General features: G+C 59.4%; 14 protein-coding genes. 9 read left to right on the forward strand and 5 right to left on the reverse strand.

Annotated elements, in window-relative coordinates; genetic code table 11:
* Positions 1-2 precede the first annotated feature (2 nt).
* Both QM647_RS09575 and QM647_RS09580 read left to right on the forward strand, forming a co-directional pair.
* Positions 3-1,205, forward strand: a complete 1,203-nt coding sequence (locus QM647_RS09575) for a PepSY-associated TM helix domain-containing protein (RefSeq protein WP_414995288.1) — start codon at positions 3-5, stop codon at positions 1,203-1,205.
* 9 nt (positions 1,206-1,214) lie between these two features.
* On the forward strand, positions 1,215-2,123 hold the full coding sequence (locus QM647_RS09580; protein WP_414995289.1) for a dienelactone hydrolase family protein: 909 nt from the start codon (positions 1,215-1,217) through the stop codon (positions 2,121-2,123).
* An 8-nt stretch (positions 2,124-2,131) separates the two neighbouring features.
* On the opposite strand, the gene QM647_RS09585 is transcribed toward QM647_RS09580, so the two are convergent.
* The 4 genes from QM647_RS09585 to QM647_RS09600 form a co-directional block, all read right to left on the reverse strand.
* Positions 2,132-2,332, reverse strand: a complete 201-nt coding sequence (locus QM647_RS09585; RefSeq protein ID WP_414995290.1) for a hypothetical protein — start codon at positions 2,330-2,332, stop codon at positions 2,132-2,134.
* 30 nt (positions 2,333-2,362) lie between these two features.
* Entirely contained in the window at positions 2,363-3,370 is a 1,008-nt protein-coding gene (locus QM647_RS09590; RefSeq protein ID WP_414995291.1) for a LysR substrate-binding domain-containing protein, read from the reverse strand.
* Positions 3,371-3,579: 209 nt separating this feature from the next.
* A complete protein-coding gene (locus QM647_RS09595; protein ID WP_414995292.1) occupies positions 3,580-4,920 on the reverse strand; it encodes an aspartate aminotransferase family protein in 1,341 nt (446 codons plus the stop codon).
* Positions 4,917-5,963 (reverse strand): phosphotransferase, encoded by a 1,047-nt coding sequence (locus QM647_RS09600; RefSeq protein ID WP_414995293.1) that lies wholly within the window; start codon positions 5,961-5,963, stop codon positions 4,917-4,919. The genes QM647_RS09595 and QM647_RS09600 overlap by 4 nt, the downstream gene beginning before the upstream one ends.
* Before the next feature lie 491 nt (positions 5,964-6,454).
* On the opposite strand from QM647_RS09600, the gene QM647_RS09605 reads away from it, so the two are divergent.
* From QM647_RS09605 to QM647_RS09625, 5 genes are all read left to right on the forward strand, one after another.
* Entirely contained in the window at positions 6,455-7,510 is a 1,056-nt protein-coding gene (locus tag QM647_RS09605; protein WP_414995729.1) for a LacI family DNA-binding transcriptional regulator, read from the forward strand.
* A gap of 333 nt (positions 7,511-7,843) precedes the next feature.
* Complete coding sequence (locus tag QM647_RS09610) at positions 7,844-10,675, forward strand: TonB-dependent receptor (protein WP_414995294.1); 2,832 nt, start codon at positions 7,844-7,846, stop codon at positions 10,673-10,675.
* A gap of 147 nt (positions 10,676-10,822) precedes the next feature.
* The gene (locus tag QM647_RS09615) at positions 10,823-12,739 is read left to right on the forward strand and encodes a glycoside hydrolase family 3 protein (RefSeq protein WP_414995295.1); all 1,917 of its coding nucleotides are present in this window, start codon (positions 10,823-10,825) and stop codon (positions 12,737-12,739) included.
* Positions 12,736-14,250: a tryptophan halogenase family protein gene (locus tag QM647_RS09620; protein WP_414995296.1), complete on the forward strand. Its 1,515-nt coding sequence runs from the start codon at positions 12,736-12,738 to the stop codon at positions 14,248-14,250. Before QM647_RS09615 ends, QM647_RS09620 begins: the two co-directional genes overlap by 4 nt.
* A 12-nt stretch (positions 14,251-14,262) precedes the next feature.
* Positions 14,263-15,657 (forward strand): glycoside hydrolase family 30 protein, encoded by a 1,395-nt coding sequence (locus QM647_RS09625; RefSeq protein WP_414995297.1) that lies wholly within the window; start codon positions 14,263-14,265, stop codon positions 15,655-15,657.
* Here the strand turns inward: QM647_RS09625 and QM647_RS09630 are convergent.
* Entirely contained in the window at positions 15,654-16,748 is a 1,095-nt protein-coding gene (locus tag QM647_RS09630) for a glycoside hydrolase family 3 protein (protein WP_414995298.1), read from the reverse strand. The two genes, QM647_RS09625 and QM647_RS09630, sit on opposite strands and share 4 nt — an antisense overlap.
* A gap of 385 nt (positions 16,749-17,133) precedes the next feature.
* Between QM647_RS09630 and QM647_RS09635 the strand changes: the two genes are divergently transcribed.
* The gene (locus QM647_RS09635) at positions 17,134-17,676 is read left to right on the forward strand and encodes a YdcF family protein (protein ID WP_414995299.1); all 543 of its coding nucleotides are present in this window, start codon (positions 17,134-17,136) and stop codon (positions 17,674-17,676) included.
* Complete coding sequence (locus QM647_RS09640; protein WP_414995300.1) at positions 17,669-21,481, forward strand: amino acid adenylation domain-containing protein; 3,813 nt, start codon at positions 17,669-17,671, stop codon at positions 21,479-21,481. The genes QM647_RS09635 and QM647_RS09640 overlap by 8 nt, the downstream gene beginning before the upstream one ends.
* Positions 21,482-21,501: the final 20 nt, after the last annotated feature.

Below are 21,501 nucleotides of genomic sequence, written 5' to 3' on the forward strand. Positions count from 1 at the left end.
CCATGATGTACTGGCACCGGCTGTGCGTGATTTTAACAGGTCTTCTGCTGACCTATATCGTCCTGACCGGTGCCGGCATCCAACTGGCCGACATGCGCGCGCTCGTCAGCCATGCGCCGGAAACAGATCCGGACATGCTGATGATGCGCCAGCACATCTACGGTCCGCCCAATTTTTCCGTGGTTTCGGCGCCGGACTATACCGCGCCCGCTTTACCAGCCGGGCTGAATTATGTCGTTGCCATGAGTAAAGCTGCCGCGCTTGGCCGTGCGGCAGTACCCGGCGCCGATCTGCGGCTGGTCGAACTGCGCATGGCCGAAGGGAAACCCGCCGCTCATGTTCGCATGGGTGACCGGCAGCTGATTTTCGATCTGGCCACCGGCGCGCCTTTGCCTGCCGCTGATCTGCCACCGCCCCAGCCACCGCGCGACTTCCAGGCGCCGCGTGCCACCTTCAAATATCTCCATCGTTTCAACTATCTCGGCCAGTGGGCCACCGGCCTGAACGGGCTGGCCGGCATCGTCTTTTGCGTGCTGATCTTTACCGGCCTGGCCTATTATGTCCGCATCTATCGCAACCGCCTGAAACTCGACCGCAAGGCGGTGTTCTGGAGCGCGGGGCCGTGGTGGCGTGACCTGCACCGCTGGACTGCCATTGGCGCCGGGCTATTGGTCGTGTGGATCACCCTGACCGGGTTGGCGCTTTCAGTCGATAACTTCAGCGCCTTTGTGCTGGGCCAGATCAATGGCCCGCCCAAAGGCATTGATCCGTTTGCGGGTGACTGGTCTTCGCCGATGAGCGATTCCGAACTGCCAGCCATGACCCGCACCACGCTCGCAGCGTTCCAGGCAGCCGAGCCCGGTACGGGGATAAAGGTGCTGCAACTGCGCCACTTCGCCGTCTATGCGCAAGGCGTGGTCGTGGCGAATGACAGGAATACTTCGCAACGGGTCTTCAATGCGGCGAACGGCCAGCGCCAGTTGATGTCGGAGCCGGGCTATCCCAAGCTCGGCTTCCCGTTCGGCTGGGAATGGCACCAGCGCATGAAGCAACTGCACCGCGGCGATTATTTCGGCCTGCCGGGCCGCTGGCTGGATACGATCGGCGCCCTGGCCATGGTCTATCTGACGCTTTCGGGCCTTGTCATGTATGTTCAGCTCTGGCAGCGCCGCCAGAAGCAGGGACGCAAGGCATTGATCTGGTAAGGAACCGATGTGACAGCCATCAAACCCATTGCCTTGACCTCTCTCCTGCTAGCCCTGGCCCTGCCGGTCCATGCGCAGGAGGGCCGGCCACCGCAAACCCAGACCTTTGCCGATCAGCAACAAGCACAGGCCTGGGCCACGCAAAAACTGGCAGTCTCGCCGCGCCGGAAGGAATGGGTGACGATTCAGCAGGATGGCCGGACGCTACATGCCTGTGTCATCTATCCAGACGCCAAACCAAAAGCCCCGGTCGTTCTGGTGCTGCACGAGGTGTTTGGTCTGACGGACTCGACGCTCAATACGGCGGATGAGGTCGCGGCCATGGGCTATGTCGTCGTGGCGCCCGACATACTCTCCGGTTTCGGACCGAACGGCGGTGGCACGTCAGCCTTTGCCACCACGCATGACGCCGGCGAAGCCATGACGGCGATTGCGCCGGAGACCATGAACGCTAATCTCGATGCCTGGGCCGGTTACGCTCTGGCCCTGCCACAGGCTGAAAACAAGCTGGCCATCGTCGGTCTGTCATGGGGCGGGGGAGAAGCCTTTCGTTATGCCGCCGATCCGTCGCACGACAAGGCGCTGAAACTGATCAGCGTGTTCTACGATGTGGGGCCGCCGGCGGTCACACAAGGACCAAGCCGAATGGCGAAAGATAATCCGCCGGTATCGGTCGAGGCCATCGATGTGCCGGTCTACGGCTTTTACGGCAGCACGGACAGCCGTGTCATGAACAGCCTATCGGCGACAAGAGACTGGATGGCGAAGGCGGGCAAGGCCTATGACCCGGTTGTCTATGACGGCGCCGACCATGCCTTTATGCGCGTCGGCGAAGACCCGGCCAATACAAATCCCGCTAATGCCGCCGCCGTCCAGGCCAGTCTGGCGCGTCTAAAGGCGCTTCTTGGCGGGATGTAAGCTTCTCTTCAATGGGTTTCCTTGATCAGCTTGATCAGGCCATTGACGATGGCCGGTTCGGCGCATCCTTCTTTGAGCAGGGATTTGGTCAGGCCGTGGCCGGGGTGGACATAGCTGGCATCCGCGAAGATATAGCCGACCGACGAGACAGTCTTGAAGTGTGCGCCGATATCGCTGGCGACGTCGCCGCCGACAAGCGGTCTGGTCACCGTGCGACATTGAGAGCACAGAAGACGACCTTAGCTCGGTTGAGTTGCATAGATGGGCAGTTTCGGGCGCGAAAATTGCGAATTCAGATTGTCGACCAGCCAGCGTCTGTATCGACGGATAAGCGGCTGATCCCAACGATCGGAACGCGTGAATATGAAATATTTGCCTTCCGTGGGCGTCTGGAATTGAGGGCAGCCCTTTCCAATCTCCACTAATTGTCCCGACTTTATAAAATTGTCCGCCACCAAATAATTCATAAGCGCGATGCCTCGACCGCACAGCGCTGCATCAAGCGTCAGGTGCCCTTGCCACAACCGGGTGCCAGTCAGGTCGAAATCATCGTAAACGCCATGAGCGACAAGCCATTGTGCCCAGCCGTTAAAATCATGCTCATGCAGCAGGCGGTGGCCGATAAGATCACTGGGGCAGACGATAGGTGGTTTGTCGTCAAGATATTCCGGGCTGGCCACGGCTACAATCGGAACTGTGATAATTTCCTGCCAGCGTACGCCAACGGCAGAAGGGGCCTGAGGGCGGTAACAAGGAATGAAGCGAATTTCGACGTCAGCTTCAAAAAAACGGGTATCCTGCCCATGATCGGAAGGACGCAGTTCAATTTCCACATCGGGGTTCAGTTTTTCGAATATGCCAATCCGGCGTGACATCCAATGCAATGCAAAGCCGGGTGAACATGAGACGTAGAGATGATTGTGCAATCCGCTGCGCATCAGGTCGACCGTCGATGCGGCGATGGCGTCCATCGCCGTGGCGATCTGTTTATGGTAGCGCAGGCCATCCTCAGTGAGCACGACGCCTGTCGGTGTCCGTTCAATCAGTTTGGCACCGGTCCATTGCTCCAGGGTCTTGAGATGGCGGCTTATGACGGCGTGATCCCGTCCGAGATTGCGGGCGGCGTTGCGTATGCCACCGAGCCTGGCCATGGCATCGAATGCTCGAAGCGCCTCAAAAGGGGGAATGGTTGTGCGGGAGGGCGGGCTATAGCCTGTTGTTCCGGCATCAACGGCAGATCTGTCCATCATCAGCCCCTTTAAATGCGTAATGGTTACTAACGATAGCCTCCATTGAACAACGACAGATCTTACTCAAGGTGGCCGGTTGGATATTTAGTGACGATAACAGCACGAGGTGCAAGGACCTTAATCCGTACCCGGATGATTGCCTTGTCACTTTCCGGTGTGATTGTGTAACTATTCTTGAGTTGATGATGGGTGATGATGCCCAGCGACTATTGTCTCTGCCTGTGTAGTTCGAGAGCCCGATCGATAGCGTTGACTACCTGATCCGCATGAACCTGTTCCAAGACAAGTGGTGGTCGAATTTTCAGAACATTGGCGCCGGGGCCAGTCGCACTGATAAGAATACGGTTCTCCCGGAGATTATTGACTAAAAATGCGGCCAGCGCCGCGTCAGGGGTCATTCGGGTTCGATCACTCACAATATCCATGCCGATAAACAGGCCTGTTCCGCGTACTTCTCCAATATGGCTGTGAACAGCGGCCAAGGCCCGCAGACGATCCAACAAATAGCTGCCGACGATACGGGCGTTCTCAATCAGGCGGTCGTCGCGGAGGACAGCCAGCGTGGCCAGGGCGGCCGCGCAGGATACCGGATTTCCGCCGAAGGTGTTGAAGTAGCGGGCTTGTTTGCCGAATTTTGTCAGCAGTTCGGGTTTGACGGCGACCGCACCGACCGGATGCCCGTTGCCCATGGGTTTGCCCATAGTCACCATGTCCGGCACGATTCCGTGACGTTGGAATCCCCACATCGTGTCACCTGTGCGCCCGAAGCCGGCCTGTACCTCGTCGGCGACAAAAAGACCGCCCGTTTCCTGAAAAGAGATGACTGCGTCCTTCAGGAAGCCGGGCGGGTCGGAGATAATACCGTCGCTGGAAAAGAGGGTGTCGCAGAAGAAGGCTGCAGGCTGGTATCCGTTTTTCCGCATCCTGACCATTGCGTCCTGCATCGCCGCCCGAAATCCTTCAGCCCGCGTATGAGGGGGGAAATTGAGTGGGGAGGGGATGGTGAAGATATGCGGGCCTCGGGGGACGCCGTCGCCCAGCGCCGGAGATAGCTGTGATATCGCATCCGTCACGCCATGATAGGCCAGTTCCGTGACGATGACCCCCGCATTGCCGGTAAAGGCGCGGGCGATGCGCAAGGCCAGATCGTTTGATTCACTACCCGTGCAGGTAAACATCACATGTCCCAGTTCGTCGGGCATTGTGCTTAATAGCTGTTCGGCGCAGTCGAGAATGGTTTCGTGCAGATAGCGGGTATGCGTGTTGAGTTTTGCCGCCTGCGCGGCAATCGCTTCGACCACCTCTGGACGGCAATGGCCTAGAGAAGCCACATTGTTATAGGCATCCAGGTAGGGACGATCGTCGGCATCATACAACCAGACGCCTTGACCGCGCACAAAATGGAGTGGCACCTCGTAGAACAGGCGGTAGGCCGGGCCCAGCAACCGGTTACGGCGCTCTATGAGCTGGCGAGTCTCTGAGGCCAGCTCATTGGCAAGATCGGGCGAGTATGCATTGATCATAACGGATTGATCACGTGAGGTCATTTTGTGCCCCTTCCGAAACAGGTCTGTTTTAAAATATCTGTCGCCGCATCCACAGAGATGGTCGCGAATTTTTCAAGGGCCCGGTGACTGGGCGGCGCATTACGCATGATATAGGCGCCGTTGGTTTGATGTCGCCTGGCGCGCGTGTGGGCTATGCCAATCGTGATCGCCCACCGTGTCGCCACCAGACTGACCAGAACATCAATCTCTGCCTCGCTTATCGGCCGGACCGCATGATACTCCGAAGCCATGGCCGCCAGGGCGGATACCGGATCATCGAGGTCAAATAGCTGGTAAGCCGCTGCGGTGGCAAGTTCGCAAATGGCGGGTGCCTTGACGGCGTCCCCGAAATCTATGATGCCGGATAGGGTGCCCGCTTCGTCCACGACGATATTATGCAGATTCAAGTCATTGTGTATGAACTGATGCGGCAGGTTCATGAGCGCGGGATGGATAGAGGCTTCCCAATGCGCGAGTGCGTCGTCAGCCAGGCGCCGCAAATCCCTGTTTTCCACATTGGCAAGCAGGGGGCGTATGCGATCCGCTCGGGCAATGTTCCAGAGCATTTCGTTATCGGAGTAGCCTGATACAAAGTCGGAAAGCGCCAAATCAATTTTGCCGGCGGCAACGGCCACCTGACGGCGCAGGTCCGCGCTTTGACTCACCGCGCTGAGCTGTTTTCCAGGAAGATATGAAATCAGTCTCACAATATGCGTGCTGCCAACAGGGGAAATGTAAATGGCTTCATCCTGCCCCGTCAGGGTCGAAATCAGTCTGGGCAATGGTACATCCGTGCCATGGCTGTGCAGATGGCGCAGCATCGCATTCTGGAAGTGTGTTGTGGCGGGGGCTTCACGGGTATTGGAGACCTTCAGGACGTATTCCCCCTTATCTGACCGCATGCGAAAATTGCGGTCCCGTTCGCCAGTCAGCGGAGAAGCTTTTGCCCGGAGGCCATATAGCTGCCATGCCAGAGTTTCTGCGTCGGTCTCCGTTACCTCTGGCATATCGTCTGCTGAAAGGCTGGATACCATAATCGACATAGGTTCATCTCCGTTGCGAGTGACCCAGTCTACGCAAGCCTTACCGGGTTCAACGAATGCCTAAATGCCGCGTTGCGGTGCGTCCGAAGCACCGGGCTACCTTAGGGATGCTTTCTGGAGGATGAGAGGATTAACTCCAGTTCAGCGACGAGGAGCGGCTTGTGAAAAACCCGGCGCTTTTCGCTAAAATTCCGCTTTAAAGTTGGAACGTAAGACCTGTTAAGCGGCCTGCACCGTTTTCGAACTTAGGTCCGAGTTTGGGCGCAGAGCGGCCAGTAAGGCCAATTCAGACTGGGTAAGCCTGGACCGCCTTGGCCTTTTGGGACCTAAGCTGGACTCTTTGGGCACTTGTTTCCGGGGACCTTGCCTCTTCGTCTGGTTCGGGGGATGATTTGAGAGCGCTTTCAATTTGATTGCAAAGGGGCTTGTGTCATTCGCGAACAGGCCGCATAAAGCGGTAACAAATCTGTCTTGTGAGTGAGACCCCTCCATTGCGTGCCGGTAAACCGACGATCGACGATGTAGCGGCGCTTTCGGGCGTGGCGCGGGCCACGGTTTCGCGTGTGCTGAATGGCGGACCCAATGTGCGCGAAGAAGTGCGCCAGCGGGTGCTCAAGGCCGTCGACAAACTGCAGTACAAGGTCAATATGCAGGCGCGGTTCCTGGCTGGGGGCAAGACGCAAGTGCTGGGCCTGGTCTATGCCTCGGATTTCGATTCGGAACCGAACTCCTTCTATCATTCGGGCCTGGAACTAGGGGCGCTGCGGGCCTGCGCCGAGGCTGGTTTCCAGTTGCTGATGCACACAGTCAACCAGCACTCCCTGGGCAAGACGGCCAAGATCATCGAACTGGTCGAAGCGCGACGTTGCGACGGGCTGATCCTGACGCCGCCCTTTTCCGACGACTGCGACCTGCTGCGCGAACTGGAGGGGCGCAATTGTCCGGTGGTCTGTATCTCACCAGGCCTGCAGGCGCAGAAGATGGCTTCCGGCGTGGGAATTGATGACGAGGTGGCGGGCTACGAGCTGACCCGCTACATGCTGTCACTCGGGCATAAAAAATTTGGTTTTATCAAGGGTCTGGAAGGGCATTTGTCTGCCGAAGAACGCTATTCCGGCTTCCGGCGCGCCATTGCCGAGGCCGGGGTGGACGAGGCGGATGTCACCGTCATGCGCGGCAATTTCACCTTCCGCTCGGGCGTGGAGATGACCGCCGCCATTTTGGGGAACGGTCGGCAGCCGAGCGCCCTGATCTGCGCCAATGACGACATGGCGGTGGGGGCGCTGTTTTCGGCGCACAAGGTGGGGCTGAATATCCCTCAGGACCTTTCCATTGTCGGTTTCGACGACACGCCGGTGTCGGAGATCATCTGGCCGCCGCTGACCACGGTGAACCAGCCATTGAAAGCCATCGGCCAGCGCGCCGTGGAAATGATCGTAGAGCGCATCAAGGCCGGCAAGACATCGGCGGCGCCCCTGCCGGTGCGGTTCGATGTGGTGCCGCACAAGGTCGTCATGCGCGAAAGCGCCAGCCCGCCCAGGGCGTAGACACCCGTCAGAACCCCACGCCATGAATGCCCTGCCTGTGGTCCGATATCCGGCATGGTTATGTATATCCATGTTATTGAGAGCGCTTTCATGTTTTCGTGAAAAGGCGCCCGTCATCCCTGTTTTGGCCTGTTTTGGCCCGGTTTCCGCATCGATCTTGTGTCATATTGGGCACAATGTGGCGGTAATGGCCGCGAAATGTGGCGTAAAGCAGGTTTGTTCATGGCGTTTTACTTGACATGCGAAAGGCGTTGGCGCAGAAATTGAAAGCGCTTCCAATGGCGGGATCAACCCGTCGCCAACCGCACATAAGAACCCGTTAGGGAGGGAACCATGAAATCTGTTACGCGACGCGGACATTCCGCGTCGATTAAAGCCGTTCTGATGACCACCGCCGCCTGTTCGCTGGCCATGGCCGGATTGGCCACGGCGGCCCTGGCGCAAGAGGCTACCGCCACCATCCAGACGAAATCCGACGATCCGGCAACCGCGGATCAGACCCAGACCGTGGTGGTGACCGGTATCCGCCGGGGCCTGCAGGATTCGCTGACCATCAAGAAGAAGAACACCTCGATCGTGGAAGCGGTTTCGGCCGAAGACATCGGCAAGCTGCCGGACGCCTCGATCGCCGAATCCCTGGCGCGCCTGCCGGGCCTGGCGGCGCAGCGCGTCGGCGGCCGGTCGCAGACCATCTCGATCCGCGGCCTGTCTGGCGATTTCGCGACGACCTTGCTGAACGGTCGGATGCAGGTCTCTTCCGGTGACAACCGCGCCGCCGAATTCGACCAGTATCCGTCGGAAATGGTCTCCTCGGCCATTGTCTACAAAACGCCGGATGCCGGCCTGACCGGGCAGGGGCTTTCCGGCACGGTGGTACTGAACACGGTGCGCCCGCTCGATTACAACAAGCGCGTCATTTCGGTGAACCTGCGCGGTTCGGTCAATACCAATGGTTCTGTGGTGCCGGGTTTCAGCGCCAATGGCAACCGCTTCAGCCTGGCCTATATCGACCAGTTCATGGACGGTAAGCTGGGCGTCGCCTTCTCCTATGCGCACCTGGACGATCCGTCGCAACTGAAGCACTCCAAGAGCTGGTGGTGGGACAAGCAGGGCAATGACTCGGTCACCGGCGAACCCCGCCTGGGCGATGCGGATGCCATGGGCCTGCATGGCGTTGAAATCTGGGCGACATCGCGTGAACAGACGCGTGATGGTTACATGGCCGTTCTGGACTTCAAGCCGAACGACAATTTCCGCAGCGTAAATGACTTCTACTATTCGGTTTTTGACCAGACTGAGGAGACACACGGTGCGCAATGGTATCAGTCGCAGTGGGCCGACGACATCCACTTCTCGAATGTGAAGCTCTCCGATATCGGTGGTTCGACCGTTGTGCAGGAGGCGACGATCAGCGGTATCGCGCCAATCATCCGCAATGACAACAACCTGCGCCGAGATGAGATGTTCAGCTTCGGTTCGAATAACCGCTTCAATATCGGTTCGTGGCGGTCTGTCGTCGATCTCGGTTACTCGCGCACCGTGCGTAAGGAGACGATTGCCGAAACCTATGCCGGCTATGGCACAAGCTCAACGCCCCTGACGCGAACCTTCGATACCATAGACGAAAACATCGCCTACGGGGATTTCCCGCAACTCACCCCGGGCCTCAACTATGCCGATGCCGACAATGTCTATCTCGGCGACGTGGCGCCGTGGGGCGGCTGGGGCCATGATGGTGCGATACGCAAGCCCAAGGTGACCGACCAGTTGCTGACCACGCGCTTCAGCGGCGTGCACGACATGGACTGGGCCGGTTTCAAGAGCCTGGAACTGGGCGTCGATTTCTCTCACCGTACCAAGGCCAAGGGCGTCCAGGAGTGGGATCTGTGCCTTAAGGGCTGGGATCAGGAAGCCAATGACTGCCACGGCACCCGCGTCGCCGTCGACGCCTCCGACCTGGAGGAAGCGACCGACCTGAGCTGGGCCGGCTTCGGCAAGGTCCTGTCCTATGACCTCGGCAAGGTGATCGACAAATATTACGATCTGCGCCCCATCCTGAACGAGGACAACCTCAACAAGTACTGGCAGGTGGATGAAGAACTGACGACTCTGTTCGCCAAGTTCAATATCGACTCGACCATGGGCGGGCATGGCCTTCGCGGGAATCTGGGCCTGCAATATGTTGGCGCCAAGCAGACTTCGGCCGGTAACGAAATCATCCAGCGGGGCTCCCCGGCGGTTGGCAAATGGGTATCTCAAAGCACGGATTACGGCGACTTTCTGCCAAGTTTGAACCTGATCTACGATATCAGTGACAACTCGGTCTTCCGCTTTGCCATGGCACGCTCGATGGCACGGCCAAGGATGGAAGACATGCGCGCCAGTCGTAATGCCAGCGTAAGCATTACTGGTGAATGGAGTGGTTCGGGTGGCAATCCGGATTTGAAGCCGTGGATCGCCGATGGTGTCGATTTCTCGTATGAGCACTATTTCAACCGCACCAGCTATATCGGTATCGCCACCTTCCAGAAGGTGCTGCGCAACTACATCCGCAATCTGACCGATTCTAACTTTGACTTTACCGGCTGGACCAACACCAGTGGCATCACACCGGTCAGCAACATCGGCTCTATGACCCTGCCGGTCAATGACAGCGGTGGTAATGTTAGTGGCCTAGAGCTTTCCGGTGCGATCGATGGTCAGTTGATCTGGGATAAGCTGGACGGCTTCGGCCTGATCGGCAGTTTCTCGCGCGGATGGACGAATGTGCAGTCGGGCGATGATATCGATCCCTCGAAACTGCCAGGTTTCTCTGGTGATGTGGCCAGCGTAACCGGCTATTTTGAAAAGGCCGGGTTCTCGGCGCGGATCAGCTATCGTTATCGTTCGGCCTTCCTGGGTGAAGCCTATGCGCTCTATGCCAACCGGGCGGTGACCCGCATCCTGGCGGACGATCAGGTCGATGCCCAGATCAGCTACCAGATGCAGGATGGCCCGCTCAAGGGTATCACCTTCCTGTTGCAAGGCTATAACCTCGCCAACTCCAACTACCAGACTCAGCTGAAGGTATCGGAAAACCGCGCGGCGGACGGGTCGTCCTTCCCTGAAAACTACGAAGAATACGGCCAGACGATCCTCTTCGGGGTCAGCTACCGGTTCCAGTAGGTCCGAGAGGCCGCCTGTCATCTGTTGCGTATGACGGCGGTGATGATCCGGGGAGGGCTGTCTCCCGGCCTTCCCCGGATGTTTTTTGAAAAGGTAACAGACCCGACCGCTCCAAAGACCGGAGACGGGGAGGTACAGGAAATTTCCATGTCCAAATCATCCTTCCGCCGGGCGCTGCTCGGATCGATCTCGCTGTGTCTGTTGTTTGCGCCGATGACGCGGGCTGAGCCCCTGAATGACTGGCCGCATATCGATTCGGCTATCAAGCGGGACGCGGCGATGGAGGCGAAGATCGCCAAAATCGTCAGCCAGATGACTCTGCGCCAGAAGATCGGCCAGATGACTCAGGCCGAGATTAAGGCAGTGACGCCGGAAGATATCCGCAAGAACTATATCGGCTCTGTGCTCAATGGTGGCGGTTCCTGGCCCTATATGATGAAGCACGCAGGGCTCAACGACTGGGTGTCGATGTCGGATGGTTTCTACGACGCCGCCATGACAACCGACATGAAGACGAAGATCCCGCTGCTGTGGGGCACGGATGCGGTGCATGGCCATGGCAATGTTATCGGGGCGACCTTATTCCCGCACAATATCGGCCTGGGGGCGGCGCACGATCCGGAACTGATTGGCGAGATTGGCGCGGCGACCGCTAAGGCCGTGCGCGCCACCGGCATCAACTGGGTGTTTGCCCCGACCCTGGCCGTGGTCGAGGATCAGCGCTGGGGGCGGACCTATGAGGGCTTTTCCGCCGATCCGCTGGAAGTGAAGGCCTACGGCGCGGCCTATGTCACCGGTATGCAGGGCGATTTCTCGAAAGCCGGAAATGTGGTGGCGACGGCCAAGCACTATATCGGCGACGGCGGCACGCATAATGGCAAGGACCAGGGCGTCAACATGTCGTCCGAGGCCGATCTGATGAACATTCACGGCCAGGGCTATTATGGTGCGCTGGGCGCCGGCGTGCAGACCGTGATGGCCTCCTATTCCTCGTGGACCGATGGCGCTACCGGAAAAGATTACGGCAAGATGCACGGTGATACCTATCTGCTGACCGACGTACTGAAGGGCAAGATGGGCTTCGACGGTTTCGTCATTTCCGACTGGAACGCGGTGGGGCAATTGCCGGGCTGCCTGAACTATCACTGCCCGCAGGCGATCAATGCCGGCATCGACATGATGATGGTGCCGCTCGAGTGGGACAAGTTCATCGACGCCACGGTGGCCGATGTCGAGAGCGGCGCTATTCCGATGTCGCGTATCGATGATGCCGTGACGCGCATTCTGCGTGTGAAAATGCGGGCGAAGATTTTTGGCGCGCGCCCTTCGGATAACGCCTACGCCGGCAAGATGTCGGCGCTTCAGGCGCGGGACCTGGCGCGGCGGGCGGTCTCCGAGTCACTGGTCTTGCTGAAGAATGACGGCAATGCCTTGCCGCTTAAGAAGGGCGCGAAGATCCTGGTGGTCGGCAAGAGCGCCGACAATCTCGGCAACCAGACCGGCGGCTGGACCATCACCTGGCAGGGGACGGACAATGCCAATTCGGACTTCCCGAATGCCGACAGCATTCTGGCAGGCATCCGGGCCGAAGCGGGCGCGGGCAATGTCACCTACAGCGCCGATGGGGCGGGGGTGGATGTCGGCCAGTATGACGCGGTGATCGCGGTCATCGGCGAGACGCCCTATGCCGAAACAGCCGGGGATGTTGCCAACCTCGCACACACGTCGCGTTATCCGGAAGACCTGAAGGTGTTGCAGGCCGTATCGGGCAAGGGGCGGCCGGTGATCACGGTGCTGGAATCGGGCCGGACGCTCTATGCCAATGATCTCATCAACCTGTCGGATGCCTTTGTGGCGGCTTTCCTGCCGGGGACCGAAGGCAAGGGTGTGACAGATGTGCTCTTTGGAGAGAAGGACTTCCGGGGCACCCTGTCGTTCGACTGGCCGTCATCGGGATGCCCGGCGGAGGCTAAGCCGCAGTTCGCATTGGGCTATGGGCTGAGCTATGCTAAACCGGGTGCAGTCGGGGCTCTGCCCGTGACGGCGCCGGTGGAGTGTAAATGATCCCTCTGAAGAAAGTCGTGATTGTGGGGGGCGGGACGGCGGGCTGGATGGCTGCCGCCCTGCTGGCCAAGCTCGCCAGAAAAAAGGAAGGCAAAGGTCTGGAAATCGAGCTGGTGGAGTCCGAGGAAATCGGCACCATCGGTGTCGGCGAGGCGACGATTCCGGCGATCAAGCGCTTCAATCACCTGCTTGAACTGGACGAGACCGACTTTATCAGGAGCACGCAGGCGACCTTCAAGCTGGGGATCGAGTTCACAGATTGGGGGCATCTGGGGAATACCTATATCCACGGCTTCGGCAAGATCGGCCAGGATCTGGGATGGCTCAGGATGCACCATTACTGGCTGAAGATGCGCGGCACCGGCCTGGTATCGGATGTCTTTGCCGACTATTCGATCAATACGGCCGCGGCCTATGCCAACCGGTTCATGCGGGCGCGGCCGGATATGAAGGCTTCACCGCTCAACGATATTGCCTATGCCTATCACTTCGACGCCGGGCTTTATGCGCTTTATTTGCGCAAGTATTCGGAAGCGCTGGGTGTGAGGCGGACCGAAGGCAAGATTGTAAAGGTCAATCAGAAGCCTGAGGACGGGTTTATCGAAAGCGTGGCGCTGGAAAGCGGCACCGTGATTTCCGGTGAGCTGTTTATCGACTGTTCGGGAATGCGGGCGCTGCTGATCGAACAGACCCTGGGCGCCGGCTTCGAGGACTGGTCGCATTGGCTGCCGTGCGATCGCGCCGTGGCTGTCCCTTGCACGCCGGCGGGGGAATTGCTGCCCTATACGCGCTCGATCGCGCATAAATCAGGTTGGCAGTGGCGCATTCCCTTGCAGCATCGCATCGGCAACGGTCATGTGTTTTCCTCACGCTATATCAGCGATGACGAGGCGACGGCGGTGCTGATGAACAATCTCGATGGCGAGGCTTTGGCCGATCCGCGCGTCATTCGTTTCCGCACAGGCAAGCGTCGCAAGGTGTGGGACAAGAATGTCGTGGCGGTGGGGTTATCCTCCGGCTTTATGGAGCCGTTGGAATCGACATCGATCCAGCTGATCCAGAGCGTGGTGCTGCGGTTGCTGGCCTTCTTTCCGGACAGCGGTTTTGCGCCGGCGCAGCGTGACAGCTTCAATGCGCTGGTCGATGAGGAATATCGCGAAATCCGCGATTTCCTGATTGCGCACTACAAACTGACGACGCGCGATGACAGTGCGATGTGGCGCTATTGCCGCGACATGGATATCCCCGATGCGCTGCGTGACCGGCTGGCACTGTGGGGTGTGGCCGGGCGGTTCTTCAAGAAGGGCGAAGAGCTTTTCGCTGACGAAAGCTGGATACAGGTGCTGATCGGGCAGGGGCTGATCCCGGAGGGTTACGATCCGTTCGTTGAACTGCGCACGGATGGCGAGATCGTCAAATATCTGAATGATATCAGTGGTGTGATCGGGAAGTGTGTGGCGGCTATGCCTAGCCACGCGCAATATATAGAGGCCACGTGTAAGGCCCAATAGGAGGAGGAGACCATGCGTTTTTCCGCAAAGCTGCTGATGACGGCAGCGCTGCTGGCATTGCCGATGACCGCATATGCCGGTCCGGTCAAGGTATGGGAGACCGATGCCGACCAGTCGAAACTGCTGGCGCCTCAGGCCGATATTGGCTTTGGCAAGGCATCGGGCACGGTCATCACGGTCGATCCGGCGCAAAGCTACCAGACCATGGTTGGCTTTGGCGCGGCCATGACAGACGCGTCAGTCTACCTGATCCGAAACAAGATGACGCCCGTTCAGCGTGATGCCCTGATGGGCGATCTGTTCGGTAAGAATGGCCTGAATTTCAGCTTTACGCGTCTGACGATCGGGGCTTCGGATTTTTCGCGTGAGCATTACTCTTACGATGACATGCCGAAGGGAGAGCGCGATCCGGACCTTAAGCATTTCTCGATCGAAGCGGCGAAGGCGGATGTTATTCCGGCGGTGAAACAGGCGCTGGCGATCAATCCGAAACTGACCGTCATGGCCTCGCCCTGGTCGGCGCCAGGCTGGATGAAGACGACGGACAGTCTCATTCAGGGATCTTTGAAGCCGGAGGCCTATCCCTATTTTGCCGATTATCTCAGTCGCTACCTGACCGATATGCGGGCAGAAGGGATCGATATCACCCTGCTGACCCTGCAGAATGAGCCGGGATTCGAGCCGGATTCCTATCCGGGAATGCGGGTGGAACCGGAGTCGCGTGCCGCCTTTATCGGTGGTTATCTCGGGCCGAAGCTGAAGGGCGATGGCGGCCGGACGAAGATACTGGACTACGACCACAACTGGGACCTGCCATCTTCGCCGCTGACCGTGCTGGATGACGCCAGGGCCAATCCTTATGTGGCCGGTGTCGCCTGGCATTGTTATGCCGGCGATGTGGCGGCGCAGGGGCCGGTCCATGAGGCGCATCCGGACAAGGATGCCTATTTCACCGAATGTTCCGGCGGGGAGTGGGCGCCGAAATTCAGCGACACCTTCGACTGGACGGTGAAGAACCTGATCATCGGGTCGACGCGCAACTGGTCAAAGGGCGTGCTGATGTGGAACCTGGCGCTGGATGAGACCTTCGGGCCGCACAAGGGCGGGTGTTCGGACTGCCGCGGGGTGGTGACGATCAATTCGACGACCGGCGCGGTGACGAAGAACATCGAATACTACGCCTTCGGTCATGCCTCGAAATTTGTAAAGGTGGGCGCGGTAAGAGTCGCTTCCAGTGAAGCGGACGGCATTTCGAATGTCGCCTTCAAAAATCCGGATGGGAAACTGGTGCTGATTGCGCTGAATGGCAATGCGGAGGCGAAGACATTCTCGGTGGTCTCGGGACGAAAGGCGTTTCACTATAGCCTGCCGGCCGGAGCGGTCGCAACCTTTGTATGGAAGCCTTAGCACCGGCTTGCGCTACCGTTCGGCTCTTGCACCTGTCCCCGCAAGGTGCGTACTCGTTCTGCCGCTGCCATGACCTGTGATTGACTTAGGGTACCTTGGGCAATGGCCTTGCGTACCCAGCCGACCGCCCGCTGCGGCAATAAGGGATCATAACCAAAGAGATTTTTGATCATAAGCAGGTCGCTGCCGGCGGCGATCGCCTCTATGACGGCTTCGCCCCGACTCATGACCTGGCTGATGGCCCCCATATCGAGATCATCTGTTACCACAATGCCCTGGTAACCGAGGCGCTGGCGCAGCAGACCTGTCACGATGGGAGCGGAAACGGTTGCCGGCCTGCCGTCTGGTGATATCGGATCGAGGCGGAGATGGCCGGTCATCACCATGGGCGGTGACTGAGGCGACGCGAGCAGGCGCGCAAAGGGCTCCAGTTCCGCTTCGCTCCAGGTGGCGGAAATATCGGCAGCTTCATTATGGCTGTCGGTCATGGCGCGGCCATGGCCGGGAAAATGCTTGGCCGCACAAGCTATTCCGGCAGTGGCAAACCCCTCGACGAAGGCTTGCGCGTAGGTCGCGATGTGCTCAGGATCGGTGCCGTAGGCGCGCCCATGACGTCCGATCGCGGGATTGCCAGGCTCATCGACGTCCAGTACCGGGCCGAAATTCATGTTGAAGCCCAGCTTCGCCAGCTCGCTGCCGGCCTGGGCATAGAGGGTGCGGGCCTCTGCGGGAGACAGGGTGTTGGCGACAGTCCTGGCGGCAGGCACGTGGGTAAAGCCGTGGCTCTTTTTGAGGCGTTGCACGATCCCGCCCTCATGATCGATGGCCAGCAGGGGCTGAACGTTTCCGGACCTGAACAGGCGCAGCAAACCTGTCACATCATCGGCCGAACCGATATTCTGAGCCACGAAGAAGACCGCACCGACCTGACCTCTATGCACTTGCCGGGCCAGGAGGCGTGCGGAGGGCGAGGTGTTATTTGCGCCATAGAAGCCGACCAGCAGGAGTTCAGCAACGGCTGTCGCCAGTTCGTCACGTGGTCTGAACCAGCCGAACCAGGCGATGGGGTAGGTAAACAAGCCGAGTGTCATACCCCAGCCCGCGCGCGCCATGCGCCCCAACCGCCGCAGGGAGGTAAAAACCCTCATGGACATATAACGCTGGCGACGGGCGTCTGTTTGCCATTTTCGAGCTGGGTGCTTTCCGGTTTTCGATGGCAACGGCACATGACAATTATTCAACCCTAAAAGTGAGTCTCTCGACCTGTAAGCCGATACGTCTTCCGGCTGACCCTGTCACCCGATTCTGGCCATGGGCGCCTTGGCTGCATAGGTTGACTCTGAGGTGAGGATTGTGAAAAGCAACGCTTTCTGAACATTGCCGCTGATTCTTTTTCGATGGCAGGCACTTGTCAGTTTGCTGTCCGGTTTCGGTGAATTTCGAGTAGGTGACCGTATGCTTGCATATGACAGTCGTATGGCCATCAGCCGGTTTCTTTTCGTCAATGATCCGCCTGAAGCGGTTGACCTGGCATTTGTGTGTTGCAGTCCCACCGTCAGCAGCCTGGCGCCGGCACTCGCCTTGTACCAATCCGGCCTGACACGACGCATACTCATTTCGGGCGCCGGCATGACCAGGGAAAAGGTCGTGGAATGGCAGCTCTACCACGCACATGCCCTTGCCGCCGGTGTACCTGAAGACGCGATCCTCCTGGAAAAAGCCGCCCGAAACACCGGTGAAAATGGCGCCTTCGGCGCTACTCTGATCGCCGCTGAACTAGGCTGGGGCCAGGTGAATACCGTGGCTGTCTGTGCCAAGCCGTTTCATATGCGCCGGGCCGTCATGACGCTTCGCAAGTATTTTCCCTCACACGTGCGGCTGATTGCGCAGCCGCCGAATGACCCTGGTGATCTGTCAGCCGAAACCTGGTGGCAAACCGAAGCGGGCCGGCAGCGCGTGCTGGGGGAACTCGGCAAGATCAGTGAGTATGCGCTCAAAGGGGATCTGGGGGATGTCTGACTTGCCGGATATGCACCTGATCGGCGTCGGTGGCACCGGCATGCTGCCGCTGGCGCTTTTGTTGAAGCAGGCTGGCTATTCGGTCAGTGGCAGCGACGATGCCCGTGATCCCGCGCGGTTTAGTTTGCTGGCCGAGCAGGGGGTGCAAGTTTCCGGCGCCGCCCCGGCGCGCGTGCAGCAGGCAGGCTGTGTCGTGGCGAGTCCGGCCATTCCCGAAACGCATGTCGAGCGGCGAGCCGCCCGGCGTGAGGGCATACCGGTTAAAACACGTGCCAGGGCATTGGCGGAACTGATCAGGGACCGCGCGACCATCTGCGTGGCCGGCAGCCATGGCAAATCGACCACGACCGCGATGCTGATCCATATCCTTCAAGCCATGCAAGGGGATGGCTTCGGCTATATGCTGGGCGCTTCATTCCCGGCCGCCGATCTGGCACCGGCGCGACTTGGGGCTCCGGGCGTGCCTTTTGTCATGGAAGCCTGTGAAGCCCATGGCGCTCTGGATGAATGGCAACCGGCGCACGCCATACTGACCAATCTCGACGATGACCATGCCGATCATTACGGCGGCCAGAATGCGCTGAAAGCGGCTTTTGTGCGCTTTCTGTCTCGCCTGCCAAGCGAAGGGCGGGCCGTGGTCTGTGGCGATGATCCGGGCGTCAGGGCAGTGATTGCCGAGGCGCACTGTTCCGTTCTGACCTACGGTTTCGACGAACAAAACCAGTTGCGCGCCGTACGCAATATTAATGGCAATGCCACGGTCTTTCTGAAAGGCGAGGCGCTGGGAGACCTTTCCCTGGCGGTTCAGGGGCGCCATAACCTGCTCAATGCCCTGGCCGCTCTTGGTATGGCTCTGGAACTGGGGGTGGATTTCGCGGCAGCCACCACGGCGCTGGCGGATTTTAACGGAATCGGGCGGCGTTTGCAGAGGATATCGACGCCATCTTCACTCCGTATTTTTGACGATTTCGCTCACCATCCGGCTGAAATTACGGCGTCTCTGGCCGCCTTGCGGGAAACGGCACCGGGACGGCTGGTCGCAATATTCGAGCCGCAGTTGAACAGCCGTGTCAGCCGCATGGCGCCCGCCTTTGCCAAGGCCCTGTCAGCGGCCGACCTGACTCTGGTTATGCCTGTCGCGACACTGGGGGAAGCCGTGCAGGGGCGCGATGGCAATACCGCGCTAGGCGATGCCTGCCTGACAGCCGGCGTGAATTACGTGCACGTCGCCGCCTTTACTGACTTGCTTGCGCGGCTGGAAAGCGAGCTGCGAAGCGACGATACCCTTGTGGTGATGGCGGGCCGCAGCGGCGAAGGTCTTGCCCAACGTCTTTCCGAAGCCCTTTCCGTCCGCAGCGTATCGATAGCGCCAGCCACCGTTTTGCGCGGGGAAATAACGCCGCCGTCACCGGATTTGCTGCATATCATCGCGAGCCATACAGCGGCATATCCCGAGGCGCCCGCGGTCGAAATGGGGCATCGTTGCCTGACCTATTCAGCTCTTCTGGCGAGAACCGGCGATTTGAGTCATGCGCTTGCGGTCGCCGGTGTTCGCGAGGGCGATTGTGTCGCTGTCTGCCTGGGGCGAACGATAGACCGCGTGACGGCCTTCCTTGCCATTCTGCAACTCGGCGGCGTTTTCCTGCCGCTTGATCCCGCCCTGCCGGCCGAACGGCAGAAATACATGCTGGAAAACGCCGGCGCGCGCGTGGTCGTCGTCAATGCCGCGAGTCCGGCCTTGCCGGATATTGGGCTCAGCTTCGTCAATTGCGGTCATCTGCCCGAGCGGGGAGACCATTTGCACGAGAGCTTGCCCCTGAATGGCAGATCGTCGGACGCACTGGCCTACATGATTTTCACCTCCGGCACGACCGGGCGTCCCAAAGGCGTTGAGGTGTCGCGGGGAAGCCTGGTGAACTATGCGGTGGCGGCATGCCGCCATTTCGGCATCGATCGCATGGCACGTGTGTCTCAGGTCTGTGGTTTTGGCTTCGATGTGTCGGTTGGGGATATGGCCATGGCGCTGGCGGCGGGCGCCTGCCTTGTTTACCCGACGGACATGCAAGCGGTCTCCGGTGCGCCTGTAGGCCGTTTCATCGCGCAGGCCCGGCTGTCGCACCTGTCACTGACACCATCGGCCCTGAGCATTATTCCTCAAGGGGCATATCCGGACCTGACACATGTGATCGTGGTCGGCGAAGCCTGCCATCCGTCGCTCGTCGAACGCTGGGGCGAGGGGAGGTGCTTCATCAATGCCTATGGACCGACTGAAGCCACGGTGGAGGTGCTTTTCGCCATTTGCCGGCCCGGTGAGCCCGTCACCATAGGCCGGCCGTTCGACAATATGGGCGCCTGTCTGCTGGACGAAAACCTGAGGCCTGTGGCGCCAGGCTGTGAAGGCGAGTTGTGCCTTTTCGGCGTGGGCCTGGCCAACGGATACCGGCATCTGCCGGAGCTGACAGCGGAACGTTTTCCGACCATAGACATTGAGGGCGTAGGTGCTGTGCGCATCTACCGCACCGGAGACCGCGCCAAGGCCGGACCTGACGGGAATCTCATCTATCTGGGGCGGCTGGATAGTCAGTTCAAATTTCATGGCTACCGCATCGAGCCGGGGGATATCGAGGCCGCCCTGTGCGGTCAGCCAGGAATTCTGGATGCCGTCGTTTCCCTTGTGAGCAGTGCGCCTGCGCCCGATCGCCTGGTCGCCCATATCGTCATGATGCCTGATATGCCGCCACTGGACTCCTTGGCTCTACGCGGTCGCCTGGAAGATCTGTTGCCGACCTATATGGTGCCGTCCGTAATCCTTCCGGTTCCGGATATCCCGCGCAATGCCAATGGCAAGCACGACCGGGAGGCATTGCCGCTGCCGCCGCAACTGACACGGCCGCCGGTAGCACGCACCACCGGCAACGCCACCGAAGGGCGGATAATGGCGCTCGTCGAGGATCTGGGCGGTGCCGGTTTCATTGCGGGCACGCGAGACAGCCTTATCGCGGCCGGCATGGATTCCCTTTCCATAGCGAACCTGCTGTTTGCTATCGAAGATACCTTCAACATCACGCTTGATACCGGCTTCGAGGCTGGTTTTGATACGGTTGAAGTCCTGAGCCTGATGGTCGATTCGCGGCGCAGGATCGCCCATTCTCCTTCCCCTCAGGGAGTGGAGGAACGCTTGGCAGCCAGTATCATGTCCCACCTGGCGACGTGGCCTGGGCAACGGCAGGGCAGGGCTGGGCTGGTGCGCAGCCTGCACGGTCATTCCCCCTTGCCAGGGCTTTTCTGGTGTTTCCAGAATGGCCAGGAACTTGCGCAGCTGAGCGCTGCGCTCGAAGGTACAGCCTCGGTGTACGGATTGCGCTCAGGTCATCTGGCCGTCGAGTACAGCGCTGAGAATCTCCAGGGGCTGGGAAAACTCTATGCCGATGAAATCACCGCTATCGCCCCTGCTGGTCCCTTGTTTCTAGGGGGAAACTGTCAGGGCGGTCTCGTCATGCGCGAGGCCGGAATGGAATTGATGCGCCGGGGGCGGGTTGTGGCTCTGACCATCCTGATGGAACAGGGTCGTTTCCCCTATTACCCCGGCCGCACCCTGCTGCTTTTCGGTGCGCACAGCTACCTCAATCCCTATGGTCAGATTGCGGCGCCGGAACAGATATTCCGCACGGCCTATACGGGTGGTCATCGAGTTGAAATCATACCCGGCGCGCACGGTGCCTATTTTAAGCCTGAGAATGTTGAGGGGCTGGCAAGCGTTATCGCGCGGCATCTGAAGCGGCATCCGGTACCGGAATTATCCTGACTGTCTAAATATACCGGGAA

It is taken from the genome of Asticcacaulis sp. (assembly GCF_047605585.1).
Lineage (GTDB): Bacteria > Pseudomonadota > Alphaproteobacteria > Caulobacterales > Caulobacteraceae > Asticcacaulis.

What these genes read in the sequence shown, in the direction of transcription:
- QM647_RS09575 (WP_414995288.1), top strand. Translation starts at nt 3, where the DNA reads ATGATGTACTGGCACCGGCTGTGCGTGATTTTAACAGGTCTTCTGCTG.
- QM647_RS09590 (WP_414995291.1), bottom strand. Translation starts at nt 3,370, where the DNA reads ATGGACAGATCTGCCGTTGATGCCGGAACAACAGGCTATAGCCCGCCC.
- QM647_RS09595 (WP_414995292.1), bottom strand. Translation starts at nt 4,920, where the DNA reads ATGACCTCACGTGATCAATCCGTTATGATCAATGCATACTCGCCCGAT.
- QM647_RS09600 (WP_414995293.1), bottom strand. Translation starts at nt 5,963, where the DNA reads ATGTCGATTATGGTATCCAGCCTTTCAGCAGACGATATGCCAGAGGTA.
- QM647_RS09610 (WP_414995294.1), top strand. Translation starts at nt 7,844, where the DNA reads ATGAAATCTGTTACGCGACGCGGACATTCCGCGTCGATTAAAGCCGTT.
- QM647_RS09615 (WP_414995295.1), top strand. Translation starts at nt 10,823, where the DNA reads ATGTCCAAATCATCCTTCCGCCGGGCGCTGCTCGGATCGATCTCGCTG.
- QM647_RS09620 (WP_414995296.1), top strand. Translation starts at nt 12,736, where the DNA reads ATGATCCCTCTGAAGAAAGTCGTGATTGTGGGGGGCGGGACGGCGGGC.
- QM647_RS09625 (WP_414995297.1), top strand. Translation starts at nt 14,263, where the DNA reads ATGCGTTTTTCCGCAAAGCTGCTGATGACGGCAGCGCTGCTGGCATTG.
- QM647_RS09630 (WP_414995298.1), bottom strand. Translation starts at nt 16,748, where the DNA reads ATGACACTCGGCTTGTTTACCTACCCCATCGCCTGGTTCGGCTGGTTC.
- QM647_RS09635 (WP_414995299.1), top strand. Translation starts at nt 17,134, where the DNA reads ATGGCCATCAGCCGGTTTCTTTTCGTCAATGATCCGCCTGAAGCGGTT.
- QM647_RS09640 (WP_414995300.1), top strand. Translation starts at nt 17,669, where the DNA reads ATGTCTGACTTGCCGGATATGCACCTGATCGGCGTCGGTGGCACCGGC.